General features: G+C 62.9%; 19 protein-coding genes and 1 pseudogene. 7 read left to right on the forward strand and 13 right to left on the reverse strand.

Annotated features, from left to right (window positions below; all coding sequences use genetic code 11):
* Positions 1 to 12 precede the first annotated feature (12 nt).
* Together pgl and zwf are read right to left on the reverse strand one after the other, a co-directional pair.
* Entirely contained in the window at positions 13 to 726 is a 714-nt protein-coding gene (gene pgl, locus ACMGF8_RS28440; protein WP_207166425.1) for a 6-phosphogluconolactonase, read from the reverse strand.
* On the reverse strand, positions 713 to 2,182 hold the full coding sequence (gene zwf / locus ACMGF8_RS28445; protein WP_102860606.1) for a glucose-6-phosphate dehydrogenase: 1,470 nt from the start codon (positions 2,180 to 2,182) through the stop codon (positions 713 to 715). Before zwf ends, pgl begins: the two co-directional genes overlap by 14 nt.
* Positions 2,183 to 2,407: 225 nt before the next feature.
* On the opposite strand from zwf, the gene ACMGF8_RS28450 reads away from it, so the two are divergent.
* Entirely contained in the window at positions 2,408 to 3,268 is an 861-nt protein-coding gene (locus ACMGF8_RS28450) for a MurR/RpiR family transcriptional regulator (protein WP_170001736.1), read from the forward strand.
* Positions 3,269 to 3,297: 29 nt separating this feature from the next.
* On the opposite strand, the gene ACMGF8_RS28455 is transcribed toward ACMGF8_RS28450, so the two are convergent.
* The 11 genes and pseudogenes from ACMGF8_RS28455 to edd form a co-directional block, all read right to left on the reverse strand.
* Entirely contained in the window at positions 3,298 to 4,152 is an 855-nt protein-coding gene (locus tag ACMGF8_RS28455; protein WP_115580741.1) for a D-hexose-6-phosphate mutarotase, read from the reverse strand.
* A 130-nt stretch (positions 4,153 to 4,282) separates the two neighbouring features.
* Positions 4,283 to 5,632, reverse strand: a complete 1,350-nt coding sequence (locus tag ACMGF8_RS28460; protein ID WP_250329530.1) for a carbohydrate porin — start codon at positions 5,630 to 5,632, stop codon at positions 4,283 to 4,285.
* An 88-nt stretch (positions 5,633 to 5,720) separates the two neighbouring features.
* On the reverse strand, positions 5,721 to 6,881 hold the full coding sequence (locus ACMGF8_RS28465) for an ABC transporter ATP-binding protein (protein ID WP_250329531.1): 1,161 nt from the start codon (positions 6,879 to 6,881) through the stop codon (positions 5,721 to 5,723).
* 3 nt (positions 6,882 to 6,884) lie between these two features.
* Positions 6,885 to 7,730 carry a carbohydrate ABC transporter permease gene (locus ACMGF8_RS28470; protein ID WP_102880657.1) on the reverse strand — a complete coding sequence of 282 codons (846 nt, stop codon included), beginning with the start codon at positions 7,728 to 7,730 and terminating at the stop codon, positions 6,885 to 6,887.
* Positions 7,723 to 8,631 (reverse strand): carbohydrate ABC transporter permease, encoded by a 909-nt coding sequence (locus ACMGF8_RS28475; protein ID WP_102860601.1) that lies wholly within the window; start codon positions 8,629 to 8,631, stop codon positions 7,723 to 7,725. Before ACMGF8_RS28475 ends, ACMGF8_RS28470 begins: the two co-directional genes overlap by 8 nt.
* Positions 8,632 to 8,753: 122 nt before the next feature.
* Positions 8,754 to 10,046, reverse strand: a complete 1,293-nt coding sequence (locus tag ACMGF8_RS28480) for an ABC transporter substrate-binding protein (protein ID WP_416757999.1) — start codon at positions 10,044 to 10,046, stop codon at positions 8,754 to 8,756.
* A 116-nt stretch (positions 10,047 to 10,162) separates the two neighbouring features.
* Positions 10,163 to 11,422 (reverse strand): AGE family epimerase/isomerase, encoded by a 1,260-nt coding sequence (locus ACMGF8_RS28485; RefSeq protein WP_416758001.1) that lies wholly within the window; start codon positions 11,420 to 11,422, stop codon positions 10,163 to 10,165.
* 226 nt (positions 11,423 to 11,648) lie between these two features.
* Positions 11,649 to 13,118 carry an ATP-binding protein gene (locus tag ACMGF8_RS28490; RefSeq protein WP_102860597.1) on the reverse strand — a complete coding sequence of 490 codons (1,470 nt, stop codon included), beginning with the start codon at positions 13,116 to 13,118 and terminating at the stop codon, positions 11,649 to 11,651.
* Positions 13,108 to 13,839 (reverse strand): response regulator, encoded by a 732-nt coding sequence (locus tag ACMGF8_RS28495; RefSeq protein WP_102860596.1) that lies wholly within the window; start codon positions 13,837 to 13,839, stop codon positions 13,108 to 13,110. The genes ACMGF8_RS28490 and ACMGF8_RS28495 overlap by 11 nt, the downstream gene beginning before the upstream one ends.
* Positions 13,840 to 13,926: 87 nt before the next feature.
* Positions 13,927 to 14,885, reverse strand: a pseudogene (locus tag ACMGF8_RS28500) (glucokinase).
* Positions 14,882 to 16,708 carry a phosphogluconate dehydratase gene (gene edd / locus ACMGF8_RS28505; protein WP_102860594.1) on the reverse strand — a complete coding sequence of 609 codons (1,827 nt, stop codon included), beginning with the start codon at positions 16,706 to 16,708 and terminating at the stop codon, positions 14,882 to 14,884. Before edd ends, ACMGF8_RS28500 begins: the two are co-directional and overlap by 4 nt.
* 223 nt (positions 16,709 to 16,931) lie before the next feature.
* Between edd and gap the strand changes: the two genes are divergently transcribed.
* From gap to ACMGF8_RS28535, 6 genes are all read left to right on the forward strand, one after another.
* Positions 16,932 to 17,936, forward strand: a complete 1,005-nt coding sequence (gap, locus tag ACMGF8_RS28510; RefSeq protein WP_102880664.1) for a type I glyceraldehyde-3-phosphate dehydrogenase — start codon at positions 16,932 to 16,934, stop codon at positions 17,934 to 17,936.
* Between the two features lie 15 nt (positions 17,937 to 17,951).
* Positions 17,952 to 18,416 (forward strand): methylglyoxal synthase, encoded by a 465-nt coding sequence (locus ACMGF8_RS28515; RefSeq protein ID WP_102860592.1) that lies wholly within the window; start codon positions 17,952 to 17,954, stop codon positions 18,414 to 18,416.
* Positions 18,417 to 18,489: 73 nt separating this feature from the next.
* The gene (locus tag ACMGF8_RS28520; RefSeq protein WP_102860591.1) at positions 18,490 to 19,008 is read left to right on the forward strand and encodes an RNA polymerase sigma factor; all 519 of its coding nucleotides are present in this window, start codon (positions 18,490 to 18,492) and stop codon (positions 19,006 to 19,008) included.
* A gap of 113 nt (positions 19,009 to 19,121) precedes the next feature.
* Positions 19,122 to 20,093, forward strand: coding sequence for a FecR family protein (locus ACMGF8_RS28525; RefSeq protein WP_102860590.1), 972 nt, complete (start codon positions 19,122 to 19,124; stop codon positions 20,091 to 20,093).
* 119 nt (positions 20,094 to 20,212) lie between these two features.
* The gene (locus ACMGF8_RS28530; protein WP_416758005.1) at positions 20,213 to 22,831 is read left to right on the forward strand and encodes a TonB-dependent receptor; all 2,619 of its coding nucleotides are present in this window, start codon (positions 20,213 to 20,215) and stop codon (positions 22,829 to 22,831) included.
* A gap of 112 nt (positions 22,832 to 22,943) precedes the next feature.
* Positions 22,944 to 23,552 carry a biliverdin-producing heme oxygenase gene (locus ACMGF8_RS28535; protein ID WP_102860588.1) on the forward strand — a complete coding sequence of 203 codons (609 nt, stop codon included), beginning with the start codon at positions 22,944 to 22,946 and terminating at the stop codon, positions 23,550 to 23,552.
* Positions 23,553 to 23,563 lie beyond the last annotated feature (11 nt).

Consider the following 23,563-nt stretch of genomic DNA (forward strand, 5'->3'; position numbering starts at 1 on the left):
CTGATCCTTGGCTCATGGGCACCAGTAAATCTCTAACGGGGTTTGCAGGAAGGCGCGAATCGGCATTTCGGCAACAGCGTCACCGGCCAGTGCGGCACTCAGGGTGGTCAGCTTGGACTGACCGGAAATCGACAACAGCTGATGGCGGGCCGAGGCCAGCAAGGCCCGGCTCATGCTCAGGCGCTGATGGGGCACGGTGGGCGCCAGCATTGGCCAGCAGCGACGGCTGCCATCGACCCGAAGCGCCTCGGCCAGGTTCGGGCTGTTGGGGAACAGCGAGGCGGTATGACCGTCATCACCCATGCCCAGCACCAGCACATCAATTCCCGGCAACTCGGACAACAGACGATCGGCCTGCTGGGCCGCTTCTTCCAGGTTGGCCGCCGCGCTATAGAGGCTGAGGAAGCTGGCCTTGGCCACCGGCCCCTGGAGCAGATAGCGCTTGAGCAGGCCGGCATTGCTGTCGGCATGCTCCACCGGCACCCAACGCTCGTCCGCCAGGGTGATCAGCACCTTGGACCAATCCAGCTCCTGCTTCACCAGGGCCTGGAAAAACGCCACCGGGCTACGGCCACCGGACACTACCAGGGTCGCGTTGCCGCGGGCGGCAATGGCCTCGCGCAGCAGCTCGGCCACTCTCAGCGCCTGGCCTTCAGCCAACAAGGTAGGACTGCGGAATTCGTGGGCTGCTAGCCCCGCCGGCAGTTGCAAATCAGATATCGCCATACCAAGACCTCCCGTCCCGCGTGATCAGTGCAATGGAGCTCATCGGCCCCCAGGACCCGGCCGCATACGGCTTGGGCGCATCACCGGATTTTTTCCACCCGGCGATCAACTGGTCACACCACTTCCACGCGGCTTCGATTTCATCTTTGCGGACAAACAGGTTCTGATTGCCGCGCATCACTTCCAGCAACAACCGCTCGTAGGCATCGGGAATCCGTGCACTGCGATAGGTATCGGAAAAATTCAGCTGCAACGGACCGCTGCGCAGCTGCATGCCCTTGTCCAGGCCTTGTTCCTTGGTCATCACCCGCAACGAGATGCCTTCATCCGGCTGCAGGCGAATGATCAGCTTGTTGCTGATCTGCAGGCGCTGCTCGGGGGCAAAGATATAGTGCGACGGCTCTTTGAAGTGGATGACGATCTGCGACAGTTTTTGCGGCATGCGCTTGCCGGTACGCAGGTAGAACGGCACCCCGGCCCAACGCCAGTTGCGGATATCGGCACGCAGGGCGACGAAGGTTTCGGTGTCGCTCTGGGTGTTGGAGTTTTCTTCCTCCAGGTAACCCGGCACCGATTGGCCCTCGCTGTGACCGGCAATGTACTGGCCACGCACCACCTGGGTGGTCAGGCCTTCCGGGCTGATGGGCGCCAGGGCCTTGAGCACCTTGACCTTCTCGTCACGGATGCTGTCGGCGGAGAGGTCGGCCGGTGGGTCCATGGCGATCAGGCACAGCAACTGCAGCAAGTGGTTCTGGATCATGTCCCGCAGTTGACCGGCCTTGTCGAAATAGCCCCAGCGGCCTTCGATGCCAACCTTCTCGGCCACGGTGATTTCCACGTGGGAGATGTAGTTCTGGTTCCACTGGGTTTCGAACAGGCTGTTGGCGAAGCGCAAGGCGATCAGGTTCTGCACCGTCTCCTTGCCCAGGTAATGGTCGATCCGGTAGATGCGGTTTTCCGGGAAGAACTGGGCCACCGCGTCGTTGACCTTGCGCGACGATTCCAGGTCCGAGCCAATGGGTTTTTCCAGGACCACGCGAGTGTGCTGGTTGAGTCCGACCCGGGACAGGTTCTCGCAAATCGCGCCATACACCGCCGCCGGTGTGGCGAAGTAGGCGATCAAGCGTTGTTCGCCGCCGGCGCGCTCAGCCAGGGCCACATAGTCCTCGGCCTTGAGGAAGTCCACATGCAGGTAGCTCAGGCGAGCGAGAAAAGTCTGCAGGACCTCAGTGTCGATGTCCTTGTCGCCGACGTACTTGCGCAGCTCGGTTTCGATATTCGCCAGGTGCTCTTGCTCGCTGCCCGGCTCACGAGCCAGGGCCAGAATCCGCGTGTCTTCATGCAACAGACCGGCGGCATCGAGTTGGTACAAGGCAGGAAACAGCTTACGCAGCGCCAGATCGCCCAGCGCGCCGAACAAGGCAAAAGTGCAGGGTTCAACCGTTATCGAAGGCATGATGTTTGTTCTTTTATCAAGTTAAGCTACAAATACCTTTTTTCAAGGCATCACTCAAGGAAAAATGTAGTAATAAACACAACATTTTTACAAAATACAGATTCCAGGTGGTGGTCGATCCAGGCCATCAGTAGGATAGGCCACCTCTCAACTTCGCATTGCGGGCGCTCTAGCGGCTCTGCCGCGGCGCCTGTCTAGCCGATCTAGGAAACCTGAATGGACCGAGTGCGAAATCTTCTGGAGCAGATCCAGAACCGCCTTGAAGAACTGAACAAGGCGGAACGTAAAGTCGCCGAAGTCATCCTGCTCAACCCACAGCAGGCGACTCGCTTCAGCATCGCTGCGCTGGCCCAGGCCGCTTCGGTCAGCGAACCGACGGTCAATCGCTTCTGCCGCTCGTTCGGTGTCAGCGGCTACCCGGAACTCAAGCTGCAACTGGCCCAGAGCCTGGCCAGCGGCGCCGCCTACGTCAGCCGCGCCGTAGAGGCCGACGACAACCCCGAGGCCTACACACAAAAGATCTTCGGCAGCGCCATCGCCTCCCTGGACAGTGCCTGCCAGGCCCTGGACCCGAACCTGATCAGCAAGGCCGTTGACCTGTTGATTCAGGCTCGGCAGATCCACTTCTTCGGCCTCGGTGCCTCGGCCCCGGTGGCCATGGATGCACTGCACAAGTTTTTCCGCTTCAACCTGGCAGTGACGGCCCATGCCGATGTACTGATGCAGCGCATGATCGCCTCGGTGGCCCACACCGGCGAATTGTTCGTGATCATTTCCTACACCGGCCGGACCCGCGAACTGGTGGAAGTGGCGCGCATTGCCCGAGAAAACGGCGCTTCGGTGCTGGGGCTGACCGCAGAGAACTCGCCCCTGGCCAAGGCCAGTACCTTGAGCCTGAACATCCCTCTGCCCGAAGACACCGACATCTACATGCCGATGACCTCGCGGATCATCCAGCTCACCGTGCTCGACGTGCTGGCCACCGGCATGACCCTGCGCCGTGGCGTGGACTTCCAGCCGCACCTGCGCAAGATCAAGGAAAGCCTCAACGCCAGCCGCTATCCGGTGGGCGACGAGTTCAACTGAGGCTGGCCGGTTCGCCGGCCTGCCGACTCCTACACCGCAGCCCGCGCCTGCAAGCTCAGGTGCGCCTGCTCCCCCGGCGCCAGGCACAGGCTGTCGGTGCCGCCGGCAGCCGCTTCGACACAGACAAACCGCGACACCTCATTCCAGCTCACCCCCAGCAAGGGCCGGGTGCCGGGGTGCCAGACCACGGTGTCGGCATCGTCACCAGTATCGATGCACAACTCCCGTTGCCAGGCGTGGTCCTTGAGCTGCAATTCGCCTTCGTGCTGGAACACCCGCTGGCACCCGCCCTCGACCCGCAACTCGCCCTGCTGCTGACAGACCTGGCGGTTCAACTGGTCGTAACCCTGGGCGCCATCAAGCCCGGACAGCGCTACCTCGCCGACGTCGCCAATACGCCAGTAGGCGTGCAAAGCCTGGCTCAACTGACAAGGTTCACTGTCCTGGTGCTCGGTGCTCAGGCGCAGATCCATGCTTTGCCCCAGGTGCGCATGCAGGTCGACCTTCCAGTCGCACAACTGCAATTGCCAGTGCAGGCGCACGCCGTCCTCGTCGCTGCTGCTGTCCAGCAGTTTCCAGTCCAGCAGCCGCGCCCAACCGTGGGACGGCCAGGCATTTTCACTGGGATGGCGACCGTACCAGGGCCAGCACACCGGCACACCGCCGCGGATCGCCCCTACTTGCGGCCACTTCGAGGCACACCACAGCCAGGGCTTCTGCCCGGCCGGCTGAAAGTGCAGCAGTTGAGCGCCCTGGCGACTGAACACCGCCTGACACAGCGGGTGATCGATCACCAGCACATCGCGCATCTGATAGCGCTCCCAGGCGAACACCGGGCGTTCGCGCAGGGATTTGAAAAAGCGTTGTAGCGGATGCTCATGCATGGGCCGCGGTCCTGACATTCACTGCTGTCTCGATACTCATCAGGGGGACTTGCAATCCCCACAAAAAAAAGCGGACGGCCTGGGCCATCCGCAAAATGCGCACATGGAGGAGGAGCTTATCGCAACAGCTCTAGAACACCGACTGAATTTTCAGACCGGCCACCAACGCGTTATCCACTTCATCCACTCCGCCCGGATGGGTGATGTATTGCAGGTTGGGGCGTACGGTCAGCCAGTTGGTGACGTGGAAACCGTAGTTGATCTCGTAGTTGTATTCCGTGTCGCGCAGCGGCATGTACAGCGGGTTGTCGTAGTTGCTGATGCCGTTGTCCTCATTGATCAGCTGGGCGTTCTTGCGCACATCGTCGTTGACGTGGATCCGCGCAAAACCGATGCCCACGTCATCTTTCGGACGCGCATCGAACGGCCCCTTGTACACGAACATCAGCGACTGGTAGTTGTCGACGACGTTGGTGTCCTTGTCATGGAAGGTGGCGTTGGCGGCGATGTTCAAGCCACGGGAAGCGTCACCGTTGTGGGTGGTGAGTTGCTGCTGCCCGACGAACCAGTAGCCGTGCTTGCTGTTGTGCACGCGATAGGCGTCGCCTGTGTCCGCGGCGTCCTGGCCGTTGGCGTCCTTGCGCACATCATTGGCGTCGGCCGTGCTCTTGTAGTAACCCACGCGGTACTCACCCGGCAGGCTATTGAGCTTGGGCGACCAGACCAGTTCCACCGGCAATACCGTGCCCTTGGTGCCGCTGCCGCTGAGCTTGAAGCCGTTGCCGTGCTCCAGCTGCGACGGGTTCTGGTTGTAAGCGCCGATCTGCGCATACAGCTCGGGGGTGATGTGGTATTTGACCCGCAGCGCCGCCTGGCTGACCGGCCAGTTGTACCAGATGCCGGTGGCCCAGTTGCCCACCTGGGAGCCGCAGAAGGCCAGGTTCTGGAACTCGCAGGGGAAGGTGTTGAAGTCTTCGCCTTCGCCGAAGTAACCGGCCTTGACGTCCAGCTTGCCGTCGAGGAACTGGTGCTGAATCCACAGCTGAGTCAGACGCACCATATGGCCACGACCGTACACCTCCTGGGAAGAACTCAGGGTGCCGGCACGCGGGTCGCCGATACGATCGTTGGAAATGTTCTGGCCGTTACGGTTGGTCAGCTGGATCTTGGCCTGGGTATTGTCCCAGCCCAGCAGCTTCTGCAGATCGAAGGCCACGCCGAGACCGAACTGATCGCTGTAGCGCCCGGTCTTGTCGTCGTTGTAGCCGCCATGCAGGTTGGCGCCCATTTCACCGACGTAGTCGGCCTTGATGTCGATCCCCTGCTCGATCAGCTTGGTACGCTCACCACCCCAGTCGCCGGTCATCCACTTGGAGTCGGCGCTGAACGCCTCGTCCGCCATGACATTGGCGGACAGGACCAATGCCGCAGCCGCTGACAACTGGCAAAGCAGCCGGGTATTGCTGTGTTGCTTTTTCATCCCTACATCCTCGTCTTTATTGTTATTAACGATTTATCCAACGCGGTTTACAGCGGGTGCGACGGATGACAGGCCATCCGCCACGGATTCAACGCCCCTTGAACTGCGCCACGTTGCCGCTACGGGGCTCGGACACAGGCGCGCCGGCCGCTCCCAGGCGCTCGCCACTCTGGGCATCGAACAGCAGCACTCGGGCCGGATCGAACTGCAGGGTCAGGGTTTCCCCGGCATCGGGCGCCTGATCCGGAGCCAGGCGGCAGCAGACCTTGGTGCCATTGAGGGTGACGAACACCAGGGTGTCGGGACCGGTGGGCTCGACCACCTGGACCTCGGCGCGCAAGGTCGGCAAGCCGTTGGCTTCGGTGGCGGCCAGGGCAATCTGCTCCGGACGAATGCCGAGGATCACCTCGCGGTCTTCGAGCCCCGTGTCCTGCATGCCCAGAGGCAGCTCGCAACGGGCCTGGCCACTGTCCAGTAGCGCCAGCAGGCGGCCGTCCTTGCGTTGCAGGCGCAGGGGGATGAAGTTCATCGGCGGCGATCCGATGAAGCTCGCCACGAACAGGTTGGCCGGGGCGTTGTAGATCTGCTTCGGGGTGCCGAACTGCTGGATGATCCCGTCCTTCATCACCGCCACTTTGTCGCCCAGGGTCATGGCTTCGATCTGGTCGTGGGTGACATAGACCGTGGTGGTCTTGAGGCGCTGGTGCATCAGTTTCATTTCGGTGCGCATCTCGACCCGCAGCTTGGCGTCGAGGTTGGACAGCGGTTCGTCGAACAGGTAGATCTTCGGTCGCCGCGCCAACGCCCGGCCCATGGCCACCCGCTGCTGCTGGCCACCGGAGAGCTGGCCCGGCTTGCGGGTCAGCAGGTGCTCGATCTGCAGCAACTTGGCCACCCGCGCCACTTCCGCGTCGATCTCGGCAGTGGGCATCTTGCGGATCTTCAGGCCGAAGGCGATGTTGTCGCGCACGCTCATGGTCGGGTACAGCGCGTAGGACTGAAACACCATGGCGATGTCACGATCCTTGGGGCTCATGCCGCTGATGTCGGCGTCGTCCACCAGGATCGCCCCGCCGCTGATGTTCTCCAGCCCGGCGATGCAGTTCATCAGGGTGGATTTGCCGCAGCCGGACGGGCCGACGAGGATCAGGAACTCACCGTCGTCGATCTTCAGTTCGATGTTCTTCAGGGTGTCCGGCAGGCCGGCACCGTAGGTCTTGTTGACGTTGCGTAATTCGAGAGTGGCCATGCTTTACCCCTTGACTGCGCCGGACGTCAGCCCGCGCAGGAAATACTTGCCGGCGAAGATGTAGACCAGCAGTGTCGGCAGCCCGGCGATCATCGCCGCCGCCATATCAACGTTGTATTCCTTGGCCCCGGTGCTGGTGTTGACCAGGTTGTTCAGGGCCACGGTGATCGGTTGCGCATCGCCGCTGGCAAACACCACGCCGAACAGGAAATCGTTCCAGATCTGGGTGAACTGCCAGATCAGGCAGACCATGATGATCGGCACCGACATCGGCAGCAGGATCTTGCCGAAGATGGTGAAGAACCCGGCGCCATCCAAACGCGCGGCCTTGACCAGGGCATCGGGGATGCTCACGTAGTAGTTGCGGAAAAACAGCGTGGTGAAGGCCAGGCCGTAGACCACGTGCACCAGCACCAGACCGGTGGTGGTGTTGGCCAGGCCGAACTTGCCAAGGGTGAACGAGGCCGGCAGCAGCACGGTCTGGAACGGCAGGAAGCAGCCGAACAGCAGCAGGCCGAAGAACAGCTGGGAGCCGCGAAAGCGCCACATCGACAGCACGTAGCCGTTCATTGCACCGATGAAGGTGGAGATCAGTACCGCCGGCACGGTGATCTTCACCGAGTTCCAGAAGTAGCCGCCCACAGCGTCCCAGGCTTTGATCCAGCCAATGCCGTCCACCACCTGGGGCCAGCTCAGCAGGTTGCCGGTGCGGATGTCTTCAGGGGTCTTGAAGCTGGTCAGCAGCATCACCACCAATGGAATCAGATACACCGCCGCCGCCAGCAGCAAGGTGGCGTAGATGGCGATCCGGCTGAAGTTCAGGGTCGGCTTGGCGAGGGAGTTAGTCATGGCGCTTGCCTCGCAGTTCGGAGTACAGGTACGGCACCAGGATGGTCAGTACGGCACCGAGCATCAGCATGGCGCTGGCCGAGCCGATGCCCATCTGGCCCCGGCTGAAGGTGAAGGAGTACATGAACATCGCCGGCAGGTCGGAGGAGTAGCCCGGGCCGCCCGCGGTCATCGCCGCCACCAGGTCGAAGCTCTTGATGGCGATGTGGGCGAGGATCATGAAGGCACTGAAGAACACCGGCCGCAGGCTCGGCAGGACGATCCGCAGGTAGATGGTCGGCAGGCTCGCGCCGTCGACCTGGGCGGCGCGGATGATCGACTGGTCAACACCGCGCAGACCGGCGAGGAACATCGCCATGACAAAGCCCGAGGCCTGCCATACAGCGGCGATCACCAGGCAGTAGACCACCCGGTCCTGATCCACCAGCCAGTCCAGGCGAAAGCCTTCCCAGCCCCAGTCACGGAGCATCTTGTCCAGGCCCAGGCCAGGGTTGAGCAGCCACTTCCAGGCAGTACCGGTGACGATCATCGACAGTGCCATGGGGTACAGGTACACGGTACGGATGAAGCCTTCCTTGCGGATGCGCTGGTCCAGCAGCACCGCCAGGAACACCCCCAGCACCAGGCTGATGGCAATGAACATGCCGCCGAAGAGCGCGAGGTTCTTGCTCGCCACCCACCAGCGGTCGTTGTCCATCAAGCGCAGGTATTGCTGCAGGCCGACCCACTTGTAGCTCGGCATGAAGCTGGAATTGGTAAAGGACAGAATGAACGTCCAGATGATGTAGCCATAAAACCCCACGAGCACGATCACCATGCTCGGCGCCAGCACCAGCTTGGGTAGCCAGCGCTGCAGTGCGTCCAGGGGTGAGGCCTTGCTGAAAACCGCCACAGAGCTCATCGCAAAAACCCAGTTATTGAAGTGAATCCGGGATGCACGCCGCCGCTGCATGGGCGTAAGCCCTGCAGGGCGGCAACACAGTCACAGGTCAGCCGCCGGCGTACCGGCGGCGGGGTCAAGGATTACTGCGCGGCTTTGACCGCCGAGGCCAGTTGCGCACTGGCCTTGGCCGGGTCCGCATCCTTGTCGTTCATGAAGTTGGTCACCACATCGAAGATCGCGCCCTGCACCGCCAGGGAAGTGGCCATGTTGTGCGCCATGCTCGGCTGCAGGCCGCCGGTCTTCTCGTCGGCCAGGAAGTCCTTGGCCGCTGCCTGGGCGCAGGAGTCGAAGCCCTCGGCGCTCATCTCGTTGAGCATGTCGGTGCGCACCGGGATCGAGCCCTTGTTGATGCTGAAGACCTTCTGGAAGTCCTTGCCCAGGGCCACCTTGGCCAGGTCCTGCTGAGCGGCGATATCACCTTTGCGATCGGCCTTGAGCTTGAACACCGCCAGGGAGTCGATGTTGTAGGTGAAGGCCTTGTCGGTGCCCGGGAACGGCACGCACTGGTAGTCCTTGCCGGCAACTTTCTTCGCCGCCGTCCATTCGCTCTTGGCCCAGTCGCCCATCATCTGCATGCCGGCCTTGCCGCCGATCACGTCGGCAGCCGCAATGTTCCAGTCACGCCCGGCACGGTTGGGGTCCATGTAGCCGGTGATTTTCTTCAGCTCGGCAAAGGCCTTGGTCATTTCCGGGCCGGAGAGGGTTTTCTGGTCCAGGTCCACCAGGGCTTTCTTGTAGCCTTCAGGGCCCATGACCGAGAGCACCACGTCTTCAAACACGGTGCTGTCCTGCCACGGCTGGCCGCCATGGGCCAGGGCAATGAAGCCCGCAGCCTTGAGCTTGTCGCCGGCGGCATAGAACTCTTCGAGGGTGGTCGGGGCCTTGTCGATCCCGGCTTTCTTGAACACTTCAGGGTTGATCCACAGCCAGTTGACCCGGTGGATATTCACCGGCACTGCTACGTAATCACCTTCGTACTTGACGGTATTGGCCACCTTGGACGAGAGCAGGCCGTCCCAGTTTTCCGCCTTGGCCACGTCCTTGAGGGTGTCGGTGCTGAGCAGGCCGGTGCTGCCCCACTCCTGGATATCCGGGCCCTTGATCTGGGCTACGCCCGGCGGGTTGCCGGCCACGGCGCGGCTTTTCAGCACGGTCATCGCAGTGGAACCGCCACCACCGGCCACGGCGCCGTCCTTCCAGGTGAAACCGTCTTTTTCCACTTGGGCCTTGAGCACATCGACGGCAGCTTTTTCACCACCCGAAGTCCACCAGTGGACGACTTCCACGGAACCTTTGGAGTCGGCGGCGAGGGCACTCAGGGGAAACAGAGAGGCAAGGGAAATGACAGTGGCGAGGCGAGAAATCGCATTCATTTGAAGTACCTTTCTTGTTGTTATGCATGCAAGTCTGGTGCTTGCGCTGCATACGAGTCTAAACAGCCTAGTCGAACGTTCGGGTAACGAAGCGACGGGGAAATGTCACGACATGGTTACACAGGGCCCGGAACAGACGCTTGGGCCAAAGCCGAAGCCATGCTCGGCGCCAGGGGCAGACGCGGAATCAGCACGGCTTGCCAGGCGTGATAGAGGTCCGGCTTGCCGCCCCAGATCTCGGCGGCCGGGCGGTTGTCGCGGCCCAGTTCGTGATGCCAGCTGCCCTGCTGATGATCGATGAAATGGGCTTCGCAGAACTCCCAGAAACGCCGGTACCAGGCCTCGTACTGCTCCTGGCCGGTGCGCCTGAGCAAAGCGCTGGCGGCGGCGCTGGCCTCGGCATGGGTCCAGTGCAGGCGTTGGTGCACCACCGGCCGGTTGTCCCAATCCAGGGTGTAGACAATGCCCGGGGCACCGTCCACGTCCCAGCCGTGGCGGCAGTTGCTCGCGAACAGGTGCTGCGCATCCAGCGCCAGCCAGCCCGGGGTCAGCATCCCGGCCAGGCCGCGCGACGCCTCCAGGTGCAACAGCAGGCGCGCCCATTCGAAACCGTGGCCCGGCGTGGTGCCGAAGGGCCGGAAACCGTCGGCGGGAAAGGCCCGGTTGTAGTCGCGCAGGGGCTGCCAGTCAGCGTCGAAATGCTCGATCACCATGAAGTCGTTGGCGGCGGCGTGCTGATGGATCACCCGCTCGACGATGCGCAGGGCGCGGTTGAGCCAGCGCGGGTCCTGGGTGACATCGGCCAGGGCCAGGAAAGCCTCGGTGGCGTGCATGTTGCTGTTGGCGCCGCGATAGGCTTCCGGCTCGCGCCAGTCACGGTTGAAGGACTCGAGCATGGCGCCCTCCTCCTCGCTCCAGAAATGCCCGTCAATGATCCGGATCGCCTCCTCAAGCAGGGCCTGGGCACCCGGCCGCTGCGCCACCACCGCAGAGCTGGCGGCCAGGGCGACAAAGGCATGCAGATAGGCCGCCTTGGTGCTGTTGCCATCGGCCTGACCGGCCACGGCGAACCAGCCGCCGTGCTCGGCATCGCGCAACGGCCCCATGAGCGCGGCGATACCGTGGTCCACCAGCCCGGCATAACCCGGCAGACCCTGGATGTGCGCCATGGCGAAGCTGTGGGTCATGCGCGCGGTGTTCATGGTTTCGGCCTGGGCACCGGCGGGCAGGCAGCCCCGGGCATCGAGGTTGCCGAAGCCTTCGGCGAGTCGTGAAGCCTTGGCGAAATCAAGCAGGCGCAGGCCTTCGGCGGCGAGCCAGGAATGGTGAGCGGGCGCGTTCAGCCAACTGCGCAGCGGCAGGGGGAGAGAGTCCATGAGTGGCCTGTTGTTGTTTTTATCGAAGGCTTGAGTCTAATCAAGCCGTTCGCAACCGCAGGTAACGAAGGGCCAGCACAATGTCACCAAACCGTGACATTGCACTCCACCGCAGAAGCTGGCTTGTAGTGGTCCAGGAGCCCTGTATTAACGTTGAAGGCGCCTTCACCGAGCAGCCAGCGCCTTCACCAGCCAGTGTGTGCCAGCCGCGGTGTACACGCCGGCATCAGTCGAAGGTCCGGGGCAGATACAGGGTCACCCGCAGGCCGCCTTCGCGCAGGTTCTGCAGGCTGACTTCGCCGCCATGGCTGTGGGCAATGTTGCGGGCAATCCCCAGGCCCAGGCCGTAGCCCTGCTGCTGGCCGGCCAGACGGAAATGCGGCTCGAACACCTGCTCCAGGCGCTGCTCCGGTACGCCCGGGCCTTCGTCGTCGACATGCAGGACAAAACCGCTGTCGTCGTCTTCGATGTGCAGATGGGCGTTCTGGCCGTACTTCAGGGCGTTGTCGATCAGGTTGCCCATGCAGCGCTTGAGCGCCAGGGGCTTGCCCGGGTAGCTGGCCAGCGCCCGACCCTGCTGGGTCACACGGCCATTACCGTTGGGTGCCAGGTAAGGCTCCACCAGGCAGTCGAGCACCTGGTTGAGGTCCACCGGCTCGATGTTCTCGTGGATGTCGGTGTCCTTGACGCATTGCAACGCACCTTTGACCAGCAGTTCCAGCTCGTCCAGGTCGCGGCCGAACTTGGCTTGCAGTTGTTCGTCCTCCAACAGTTCGACCCGCAGGCGCAGGCGGGTGATGGGAGTACGCAGATCGTGGGAGATGGCGCTGAACAGCTGGCTGCGCTCAGTCAGGTAGCGGCTGATGCGTTCGCGCATGCTGTTGAAGGCCCGCCCCACTTCCACCACTTCACTGCCGCCGCCCTGCGCCACCGGCTCGACATCGGCGCCCAGGGACATGTCCCGCGCCGCCCGGGCCAGACGCTTGAGGGGCCGGCTCTGCCAATGCACCAGCAGGCCAATGAACAGCAGCAGAAAACCGCTGGTGAGCAGGATGAACCACACCTGCTGCGCCGGCAGCCCCTGTTCTTCGAGGCTGGTATAGGGCTCGGGCAGCAGCGAGGCAATGTACAGCCATTCTCCCGGGGCCATCTGGATCTGGGTTACCAGCACTGGTGGGTTCACCGGCTCCAGGGTCAAGGCGTAATGGGCCCAGGAGCGGGGCAACTCGTCGAGCTTGAGGCCGCCATTGAAAATCCGCAGATCATCGGGGCTGACAAAGGTCACGGATAGATCCGCGTCGTTGCCCAGGGACTGGCGCAGCACTTGCTCCACCGCCTGCAATACCGCCTCTTTGCGCGGTGTAGCGGGCAGCACCTGCATGCCCAGGGGCTTGTCATTGAGGGTCACGACAAAACGGGTACCGCCCATGCTGCGCAACTGGTCGAGCACCAGGGGGCGATAAGCCACCGGCAGCGAACGCAGGTAACTGACGCTGGCGGTCATCGAGTGAGCCAGGCTGCGGGCGCTGGTCACCAGGCCTTCGAGCTGGGTAGCGCGCAACTGCGAAACCCAGATCACGCTGGACAGGGCCTGGGCGAACAACACCGCCAGCAAGGTCAGCAGCAGCATGCGCCCCAGCAGCGAGCGAGGCATCGGCACCCGCCGCAATACTCTGCGCAGTGCCTCAGTGACCATTGCCGGCAACCACATTGGCTGCCAATTGATACCCGCTGCCACGCACGGTACGGATCAGCCGCGGTGGCTTTTCCGTGTCCCGCAGACGCTGGCGCAGGCGGCTGACAGCCATGTCGACGATGCGGTCCAGGGGCATCAGGTCGCGCCCGCGAGTGGCATTGCCGATGGTGTCACGGTCGAGGATTTCCTGGGGGTGGTCGAGGAACAGCTTGAGCAGGGCAAAGTCGGCGCCGGAGAGGATCACCTCCTCGCCGTCGTTATGAAACAAGCGGTGACTGATCACATCCAGGCGCCACTCGTCGAAGCACAGCACGTCACCTGCGACCCGCTCCTGGGCGAACTGCACCCGGCGCAACAGCGCCTTGATCCGCGCCTGCAACTCCCGGGGGCTGAAGGGCTTGCCCAGGTAGTCGTCGGCCCCCAGCTCCAGACCGATCACCCGGTCGGCCTCGTCGGAGCTGGCGGTGAGCATGATGATCGGCACCTGACTGCACCGTGGGTGCTGGCGAATCCAGCGGCACAGGCTGAAGCCGTCTTCGTCGGGCAGCATCACGTCGAGAATCACCAGGTCGCTGGGTGCCTCGCTCAGGGCCTGACGAAAGCCGGCGCCATCGGCGGTCGTGCGCACCTGGAAGCCGCAGCGGCTGAGGTAGGTTTCCAGCAGCTCGCGAATTTCCTGATCGTCGTCAACCAACAAAATCGACTTACTGACTGAACTCACCGGGGCCGTCCTTATTGTTAGGCAGGGAGCGCGATTATGCCTGATGCAGGGAGGCGTGTTACCGCCTCTTCGCCGTGCGGCTCAAGGTCAACCCTGGGCCTGCTCCAGCGCTACGCCGGCACCGGTCAGCCCGGAATAGGGCGCCGTCACCAACCACACCGGAATGCCCTTGAAGTAGTCGCTCATGCAGCCCTTGTCGGCAAAACTTCTGGCAAAGCCGCTGTGGATGAAGAAGTCGGCGAAACGGGGAATCACCCCGCCGACGATATACACCCCGCCCCGCTCGCGCCCGTGGTCAGCACGTTGTTGCCCGCCACTCGCCCCAGCCAGCAGCTGAACTGCTCCAGCACTTCCCGGGCAATCGGGTCGCCAGCAAGCCCGGCAGCGGTGATGGCTTCCGGGGTATCGAGGCGCGGCTCATGGCCGTCCACCGCACAGATCGCCCGGTACACCCGCGGCAATCCACTGCCGCTCAAAGCAGTCTCGGCGCTGACATGGCCAATTTCATCGTGGATGTGCTGCCACAGCTGGGTTTCCCGCGGGCTGCTCAAGGGCAGGTCGACATGCCCCCCCTCCCCCGGCAAGGCCATGTAGCGGCCGTCGCCGAAATTCAACAGGGTACCGACGCCGAGACCAGTGCCCGGACCGATCACCACCGCCGGACGCAAGGGCTCGGCAACGCCTTCGCAGACCACGCGAAACTCATCGGGCTGCAAGCGGGTCATGCCCAGGGCCATGGCCGAGAAGTCGTTGACCAGCAGCAACTGCTCCACCTGCAAGGCCTGGCAGAACGCCTGGCGGCTCAGGCGCCAGTGGTTGTTGGTAAAACGGAACTCGTCGCCGCTGACCGGACCGGCCACCGACAGGCATACCGAACCGATGGAACCCAGGGCCAGGCCCTGGTCTTGCAGGTACGCCTTGATGGCGTCTTCCGGGCAGCGATAGTCCGCCGTTGCATGGACCTGGATCGCGTCCAGTTGTTGGTCTTTCCACAACGCGAAGCGCGCGTTGGTGCCACCGATGTCACCGACCAGGGCCAGTTTCAATTAAGCGTCTCCAGAGCAGAGGTAAAGGCGCTGGCGCCCTGCTCTGCCGAGCTGAAGGCCATGCGCATGAAAGCGAAGAGTTCACGACCGGTGCCGACGTTGTTGCCCAACAGGCCCTTGGCCGGTTCCCGGGCGGCGAATTCGGCGGCGTCGACCTTGAGTTCCAAGGTGCCCTTGACCCCGTCAACGCGAATGATGTCACCGTCCAGCACCCGAGCCAGCGCACCGCCGACCTGGGCTTCGGGGCTGACATGAATCGCCGCCGGAATCTTGCCCGAGGCACCCGACATACGTCCATCGGTCACCAGCGCCACCTTGAAGCCACGGTCCTGCAGCACCCCGAGGAACGGGGTCATCTTGTGCAGCTCGGGCATGCCGTTGGAGCGCGGGCCCTGGAAGCGCATCACCGCGACGAAGTCCTTCTCCAGCAGGCCGGCCTTGAAGGCGTCGGCCAGGTCCTGCTGGTCCTGGAATACCACGGCCGGGGCTTCGACGACCTGATGCTCGGGGGCCACGGCGGACACTTTCATCACCCCGCGGCCGAGATTGCCTTCCATGACCCGCAAGCCGCCTTCCGGAGAGAAGGCCCGGGCCACCGGCCGCAGGATGTTTTCATCGAGGCTTTCGATCGGGCCTTCGCGCCATACCAGCTTGCCGTTATCGAGGAACGGCTCCTGGGTGTAGCGGCTCAGGCCGCGGCCGGCCACGGTATTGACGTCCTCGTGAAGCAGGCCGGCTTCCAGCAGTTCACGGATCAGGAACGACATGCCGCCCGCTGCCTGGAAGTGGTTGATATCGGCCTTGCCGTTGGGATAGACGTGGGACAGGGTCGGCACCACCTCGGACAGATCGGCCATGTCCTGCCAGGTCAACTGGATGCCTGCCGCCTGGGCAATGGCCGGCATGTGCAGGGTGTGGTTGGTGGAGCCGCCGGTGGCGTGCAGAGCGACGATGGAGTTGACCAGGCAACGCTCGTCGACGATTTCGCCAATGGGCGTGAAGCTGCCGCTCTGCTTGGTCAGGCGCGTGACCTGCTGCGCCGCCTCATGGGTCAGGGCGTCGCGCAGCGGCGTGTTGGGGTTGACGAACGAGGCGCCCGGCAGGTGCAGGCCCATGACTTCCATCAGCAACTGGTTGGTGTTGGCGGTGCCGTAGAAGGTGCAGGTGCCCGGGCTGTGGTAGGACTTCATTTCCGACTCCAGCAGTTCCTCGCGGCTGGCCTTGCCTTCAGCGTAACGCTGGCGCACATCGGCTTTCTGCTTGTTGGAAATCCCCGACACCATCGGCCCGCCCGGGACGAAGACCATCGGCAGATGACCGAAGCGCAGGGCGCCCATCATCAGGCCCGGGACAATCTTGTCGCAGATCCCCAGCATCAGCGCCGCGTCGAACATGTTGTGCGACAGGGCCACGGCCGTGGACAGCGCAATCACCTCGCGGCTCGGCAGGCTCAACTCCATGCCGGCCTCGCCCTGGGTCACGCCATCGCACATGGCCGGGGTGCCGCCAGCGAACTGGCCCACCGAACCGATCTCGCGCAGGGCTTTCTTGATCTGCTCGGGAAAACGCTCGTAAGGCTGGTGAGCCGACAACATGTCGTTATATGACGAAACAATTGCCACGTTGGCCGCATTCATCATCCGCAGGCTGTGTTTGTCGTCGGCGCCACAACCGGCCACGCCGTGGGCGAAGTTCGCACACTGCAGCTTGCCGCGCTGCGGACCATCGCTGGCGGCACCGCGAATCAACGCCAGATAGGCCTGGCGAGTGGCGCGACTGCGAGCGATAAGCCGTTCGGTGACCTCAAGAACGCGGGGATGCATATGTAGAACTCCAGGCTAACGGATGTGGCGACCTGTTTGTCTATGCTGATCAGAAGCCCCGCCACCGAGGGACAGTGGAGGACATTTCTGACCATTTGGACCAGTTGATTCAGGTCACTCGTTGTAGATAAGACAAAATATTGCCACTAAAAAGGCTTGTTTTCTATTTCTATGCGAATAATCTTGTAATTCCAACAACAAATTTAACGACAGGCGTTTGCACATGACTCTTCGAATCGCAATCAACGGTTTTGGCCGTATTGGCCGTAACGTCCTGCGCGCACTCTATACCCAAGGCTATCGTCAGGATCTGCAGATCGTCGCCATCAACGATCTGGGGGACAGCGCGATCAATGCCCACCTGCTGAAGTACGACACCGTCCACGGCACTTTCGACGCCGAAGTCCAGCACGACCAGGAAAGCCTGACCGTCAACGGCGACCGGATTGCCGTCAGTGCCATCCGCAACCCGGCCGAACTGCCCTGGGCCGCGGAAAAGATCGACGTGGTCTTCGAATGCACCGGCCTGTTCACCGACCGCGCCAAGGCCGCTGCCCATCTTACTGCCGGCGCCCGCAAAGTGATCATCTCGGCCCCGGCCAAAGGCGCCGACGCCACCGTGGTCTACGGGGTCAACCACGACATCCTGCGCCAGTCGCACCAGGTCATTTCCAACGCTTCGTGCACCACCAACTGCCTGGCCCCGGTGGCCCAGGTGCTGCACCGCGAGCTGGGCATCGACAACGGCCTGATGACCACCATCCACGCCTACACCAACGACCAGAACCTCACCGACGTCTACCACAGCGACCCCTACCGCGCCCGCTCGGCTACCCAGAACATGATCCCGAGCAAGACCGGCGCCGCTGAAGCCGTGGGCCTGGTGCTGCCGGAGCTGGCGGGCAAGCTGACCGGCATGGCAGTGCGGGTACCGGTGATCAACGTATCGCTGGTGGACCTGACCGTGACCCTCAAGCGCGACACCACCGCCGAAGAGGTCAACGCCCTGCTCAAGAGTGCCAGCCAGCATTCGAAGATCCTCGGCTACAACACCCTGCCGCTGGTCTCCAGCGACTTCAATCACAACCCGCTGTCGTCGATCTTCGACGCCAACCACACCAAGGTCAGCGGCGGTCGCTTGCTCAAGGTGCTGGCCTGGTACGACAACGAGTGGGGCTTTTCCAACCGCATGCTGGATAACTGCCTGGCCCTGTGCAACGCGGAATAAAACGGATATTCGTCGATGATCGGTATCAGTTTTACCCAAAAGACCATGGCGGCGCGCAAGCGCATCGCCCTGGTCGCGCATGACCACTGCAAGGTCTTTCTGCTGGACTGGGCCGAACGACAGAAGTCACGCCTGGCCGAACATGAACTGCTGGCCACCGGCACCACCGGGCTGCTGCTGAGCAAACGCCTGGGACTGCCGGTGCACAGCATGATCAGCGGCCCTCTGGGCGGCGATCAGCAACTGGGCGCGCAGATTGCCGAACAGCGGGTCGACCTGCTGGTGTTCTTCTGGGACCCCTTCGAACCCCAGCCCCACGATCCGGATATCAAGGCCCTGCTGCGCGTGGCGGCGGTGTGGAACATTCCCGTGGCCTGCAACGAGTGCAGCGCCGACTATCTGCTCAGCAGCCCACTGATGAGCCAGGCCCATGAACACCGGATTCCCGACTACCAGGCGTACCTGGCCGCTCGGGGATAAATCACACAAGGCTTGACCATTGGCGCAGATGACAATCATTATCATCTGCTGCAAAAATGGATCAGGCCTTGCTGTGAGTCAATCGCACTTCAACCACGTCTTCCTCACTCAACGAATTTCTCTGCTGCGAACGCTGGAGCGGATGGTCAACAACCACAGCACCGCCGAAGACCTGCTGCAGGAAACCTATCTGCGGGTGACCCGCGCCCTCAGCGAGCGGCCGATCACCCACCTTGAGCCCTTCGTGTTCCAGACTGCACGCAACCTGGCGCTGGACCACCTGCGGGCCCGGCGCATCCAGGGCCGCACCCTGCTGGAAGATGTGCCACCGGAGGTGGTGGAGAGCGTCGCCGCTCCCCTCAGCAGCGCCGAGGACGCAGCCCACGCCGAGCAATTGCTCGAACGCCTGAACCTCAGCCTCGGTCAGCTCAGCCCGCGCCAGCAGCAGATCTTCATCCTCAGCCGCCTGCATGGCCACAGCTATCAGGAGATCGCCGACGCACTCGGGGTGTCGCTGAGCACCGTGCAAAAGGAACTGAAATTGATCATGGCCATCTGCATCGGCGTCGCCGAACGTCTCGACGGCCAGTGAGTCTCAACCGCTGAGCACAATGACTGCGTCAGCCCCAGGCCTTTGTTAACCTTGGCCGGCTTTCGCTCTCTCTTGAAAAAACAGCTGCGCACAGACGCCGCCGAGGAACACCCGTGACGGATTTTCACAGCGCCGAGCCGCCCACCCCTGCCGGCTCGCACTCAAGCACCCTTGCCATGGATCAGGCGCTGGATTGGCTGATCGAGCTGGAACATCCGAACGAGGAACAGGTGCGCCAGTTTCATCAGTGGCTGGCGGCTTCACCGCTCAATGCCCAGGCCTTCGAAAAGGCCCAGGCCATCTGGAACGGACCGCAAGTGGCGCTCTGTGCCCAGGCCCTGGCCGCCCCTGCACCGAAGGTTTCACGCCTGGCTCGCCTGCGCCCCCACTGGAAGCCCCTGGCCACCGCCGCAGTGCTGGTGCTTGGGCTGTTCAGCTTCAGCAACCTGCCCCTGCGCCTGCAGGCCGACCACCTGACCCTGGTGGGTGAACGCCAGCGCCTGCAACTGGAAGACGGCTCGAAAGTCCTGCTCAACACCAACTCGGCGTTTTCCAGCCAGATCAACGATCACCAGCGCGTGGCTCGGCTGTACCAGGGCGAAGCCTTCTTCGAGATCCCCGCCACTCTCGGCCGGCCCCTGGAACTGGACGCCGGTCCGGTCAAGGCCAGCGTGGGCGACACCGCCTTCGCCGTGCGCTATCTGGACGGCATCGCCCAGGTCCAGGTGCAACGCGGCGATATCGACCTGCGGGCGACCCACGCCGACCAGCGCATTCGCTTGAGGGCCGGAGAAAGCGTACGCGTCGGCCCTCAGGGGTTTGAGCGCCCGGCCAAGCTCGATGCTGGCAAGGACCTGGCCTGGGTCGAAGGGCGCCTGGTGTTCGAGAACTGCCCCCTCAATCAGGTGCTGGCGGAACTGCGGCGTTATTACCCGGGCTGGATCGTCAACAACAACGAACAGTTGGCAAGTGTTGCGGTCACCGGCAACTACCGCCTGGACCAGCCCCTGGATGTGTTGCGATCCCTGGCCCATATCACCTCGGCGCGACTCTCGGAATTCCCGGCGCTGGTGATTCTCAACTGAGAATAATTATTTTTACGCGATAGCCGTGGGTCATACGTCTCGTTATAGCCAATGCAACTGATTCGCATTTTTAATGCGCGTCTGCACCTATAAGATTCGTGCGACCCGGAGCGCTCTCGATGTCCCCTCGCCTCAACAGCCGATCCTCTGTTCCCTGTACCCGACTGCAGAACTGCACGCTGTCGCTGCTCACCGCAGCGATCCTGCTGGCCGGCGCTCACGCCACGCCTGTCATGGCCGCCGATGCCCCGGCGCCTTCCAGCCAGCGCATGGGCAACTACAACTTCGCCATTGCCGAGCAACCGCTGGTCTCGGCGCTCAATGCCTTTACCGCGGTCACCGGCTGGCAAGTGGGCCTGCCCGCCGAGCTGGGTTCCGGCGTTGCCTCCCCTGGCGTACGCGGCTCGCTGCCGCCGGAAAAGGCCCTGGATCGGCTGCTCGGCGGCACCAGCCTGAGCTACCGCAAACTGGGCAACAACAGCATCGTCCTGGAGAAGCGCAGCGGCGCCAACGTGGTGAACCTGCAGCAAGTGACCATTAGCGCTACCCGCCAGGAGCAGGACATCAACTCGGTGCCGAGCACCGTGAGTGTGCAGACCCGGGAAGAACTGGACCGCCAGAACGTCAACACCATCAAGGAGCTGGTGCGCTACGAGCCTGGGGTTTCCGTCGGTGGTGCAGGTCAGCGCGCAGGACTCAGTGGCTACAACATCCGCGGCATCGACAGCGACCGGATTCTCACCCAAGTCGATGGCGTGGAAGTGCCGGATCACTTCTTCAGCGGTCCCTACGCCAAGACCAACCGCAACTATGTCGACCCGGAAATCGTCAAGCGCGTGGAAATCCTCCGTGGCCCGGCCTCGGTGCTCTACGGCAGCAGCGCCATCGGCGGCGCCGTCAGCTACTACACCCTGGACGCCGACGACATCATCAAACCCGGCCAGGACTTCGGTGCGCGCCTGAAAACCGGCTATAGCTCGGCTGATGAAAGCTGGCTGAAATCCGCCACCGTCGCCGGCCGGGCCAGCGACTTCGACGCCCTGCTGCACCTGAGCCGGCGTGATGGCCACGAAACCGAGTCCTATGGCAGCAACAACGGCACCGGCCTGAACCGCACCGCCGCCAACCCGGAAGACGCCCGCACCACCAACGTCCTGGCCAAGCTCGGCTGGAACTATGCTCCGGATGCTCGCCTGGGCCTGACCTACGAAAAGTACAAGGATGACCGCGACACCAACCAGAAAAGCGCAGTAGGCGGCCTGTTTCTCAACGGCGTCGGTCAGAACTGGTATCGCTCGCGGGTCGGCAACGACACCATCACCCGTGAGCGCTTCGGCCTGGAAAACAGCTTCGCCGTGCAATCGCCGATCGCCGACCAGATCAAGTGGAGCCTGAACTACCAGATCGCCAAGACCGACCAGAGCACTTCCGAGCGCTACAACCCGGTCTCGGCGTTCTCCCCCAACGCCCGTGACGTGCTGCGGGAGCGGCAAACCCTGTACCAGGAAAAACAGTGGGTACTGGACGCGCAACTGGACAAGGCTTTCACCCTCGGTGAAACCGAGCATCAACTGACCTACGGCACCACCCTCAAGCAACAGAAAGTCACCGGCTCACGCTATGGCACCGCCACCTGCCTGAAGGTCGGTGCAGGTTGCACCGCCATCGGCGCGCCAAGCCCGAGCGCCAGCGACAGCGTGAAAAAATCCAGCGACTTCCCGGATCCCACCGTCAGCACCTACAGCCTGTTCGCCCAGGACCAGATCAGCTGGAACGCCTGGACCTTCACCCCTGGCCTGCGCTACGACTACACCCAGCTCAAGCCGAAACTGACCCAGGAGTTCCTCAATGTCGCCAACCCCACCGGCAACTATCCGGTCAGCAGTGAGAAGAAGACCTGGCATCGGGTTTCGCCCAAGTTCGGCCTGACCTACGCCTTCGACGAGCACTACACCGCCTATGGCCAATACTCCGAGGGCTTCCGCACGCCGTCGGCCAAGGCGCTCTACGGCCGCTTTGAAAACCTCGCCACCGGCTATGTCGTCGAGCCCAACTCCAACCTCAAGCCGGAAACCAGCAAAGGTTATGAGACCGGCCTGCGGGGCAATTTCGACGCGGGCTCCTTCGATGTCTCAGTGTTCTACAACCAGTACCGCGACTTCATCAACGAAGACGCCATCACCGCCGGCGCGCTGCAGTCGGTGATCCAGAGTAACAACATCAAGCACGCCACCATCAAGGGCGCCGAAGCCAGGGGCCGTCTCAACCTCGACGCCTTCGGTGCACCACAGGGCCTGTACAGCCTCGGCTCGGTGGCCTACGCCTACGGTCGCAACAATGACAACGGCGAGCCGATCAACAGCGTCAACCCGCTCAAGGGCGTGTTTGGCCTCGGCTACGACCAGGACAACTATGGCGCGCTGCTGAGCTGGACCCTGGTCAAACGCAAGGACCGGGTCGACAACAGCACCTTCAAGGCCCCGGATGGCCGCGCCACCAGCGGTCAGTTCAAGACACCGGGCTACGGCATCCTCGACCTCAGCGGCTTCTACAAGGTCACCGATGACCTGACCCTGAACGCCGGCCTGTACAACCTGACCGACAAGAAATACTGGAACTGGGACGACGTGCGCGGCTACGACAGTGTCGGTGAGGCCGGACAAACCGCACCCGCCAACCTCGACCGCCTGACCCAGCCCGGCCGCAACTTCTCGGTCAACCTGGTGTGGGACATCTGACCCCAGACCGCCTCACTGCCCTTTTTCATCCGGGGCAGTGAGGATTTTTTACTGTGTCGCGTCTTCTTGTTCGTCTAGTCACTAAGTGCCTCTCATTCTCAAGGACATCTGCATGACCTCCCAGGATTCCTCCCAGCGTCATCACCTGCGCTCCCAGCGTCTGAACCAGATCACCCACGAGCCCCATTCCAAGCTCGACGCCCTGGTCAAGGCCCACGCACCGTTTGAAACCCAGGGCGCCTTCGCCCGCTTCGTGGTCGCCCAATACCTGTTCCAGTCGGAACTGGTGGACCTGTACAACGATGCCGAACTGAACCGCATCGTGCCTGACCTGGCCGAGCGCTGCCGCGCCGAAGCGGCCAAGGCCGACCTGGCGGACCTGGACACTGAAGTGCCAGCACCGGTAGCCGGCGCTGTGCGCAACCCGAGCAAGGCCGAAGCCCTGGGCTGGATCTTCGTTTCCGAGGGTTCCAAGCTCGGCGCCGCGTTCCTGATCAAGCGCGCCGTGGGCCTGGGCCTGAGCGAAACCTTCGGCGCCCGGCACCTGGGCGAACCGGCCGGTGGCCGTGCCGAAGGCTGGAAGACCTTCACCCGCATCCTCGACGGCCTGGAGTTCACCGCCGAAGAAGAAGCCGCTGCGGAAAAAGGTGCCCTGGATGCCTTCAACCGCTTCACCGTACTGCTGGAGCAGGCTTACTCCAGCGCCGCGCAACCGGCCTGACCCCGACGTTG

It is taken from the genome of Pseudomonas sp. BNK-7, from assembly GCF_048072025.1.
GTDB lineage: Bacteria > Pseudomonadota > Gammaproteobacteria > Pseudomonadales > Pseudomonadaceae > Aquipseudomonas > Aquipseudomonas danubii.

Excerpts from the sequence above, each read along its gene's own strand:
- pgl (WP_207166425.1), bottom strand. The coding sequence starts at position 726 with ATGGCGATATCTGATTTGCAACTGCCGGCGGGGCTAGCAGCCCACGAA.
- zwf (WP_102860606.1), bottom strand. The coding sequence starts at position 2,182 with ATGCCTTCGATAACGGTTGAACCCTGCACTTTTGCCTTGTTCGGCGCG.
- ACMGF8_RS28455 (WP_115580741.1), bottom strand. The coding sequence starts at position 4,152 with ATGCATGAGCATCCGCTACAACGCTTTTTCAAATCCCTGCGCGAACGC.
- ACMGF8_RS28460 (WP_250329530.1), bottom strand. The coding sequence starts at position 5,632 with ATGAAAAAGCAACACAGCAATACCCGGCTGCTTTGCCAGTTGTCAGCG.
- ACMGF8_RS28465 (WP_250329531.1), bottom strand. The coding sequence starts at position 6,881 with ATGGCCACTCTCGAATTACGCAACGTCAACAAGACCTACGGTGCCGGC.
- ACMGF8_RS28470 (WP_102880657.1), bottom strand. The coding sequence starts at position 7,730 with ATGACTAACTCCCTCGCCAAGCCGACCCTGAACTTCAGCCGGATCGCC.
- ACMGF8_RS28475 (WP_102860601.1), bottom strand. The coding sequence starts at position 8,631 with ATGAGCTCTGTGGCGGTTTTCAGCAAGGCCTCACCCCTGGACGCACTG.
- ACMGF8_RS28480 (WP_416757999.1), bottom strand. The coding sequence starts at position 10,046 with ATGAATGCGATTTCTCGCCTCGCCACTGTCATTTCCCTTGCCTCTCTG.
- ACMGF8_RS28485 (WP_416758001.1), bottom strand. The coding sequence starts at position 11,422 with ATGGACTCTCTCCCCCTGCCGCTGCGCAGTTGGCTGAACGCGCCCGCT.
- ACMGF8_RS28490 (WP_102860597.1), bottom strand. The coding sequence starts at position 13,118 with ATGGTCACTGAGGCACTGCGCAGAGTATTGCGGCGGGTGCCGATGCCT.
- edd (WP_102860594.1), bottom strand. The coding sequence starts at position 16,708 with ATGCATCCCCGCGTTCTTGAGGTCACCGAACGGCTTATCGCTCGCAGT.
- gap (WP_102880664.1), top strand. The coding sequence starts at position 16,932 with ATGACTCTTCGAATCGCAATCAACGGTTTTGGCCGTATTGGCCGTAAC.
- ACMGF8_RS28515 (WP_102860592.1), top strand. The coding sequence starts at position 17,952 with ATGATCGGTATCAGTTTTACCCAAAAGACCATGGCGGCGCGCAAGCGC.
- ACMGF8_RS28530 (WP_416758005.1), top strand. The coding sequence starts at position 20,213 with ATGTCCCCTCGCCTCAACAGCCGATCCTCTGTTCCCTGTACCCGACTG.
- ACMGF8_RS28535 (WP_102860588.1), top strand. The coding sequence starts at position 22,944 with ATGACCTCCCAGGATTCCTCCCAGCGTCATCACCTGCGCTCCCAGCGT.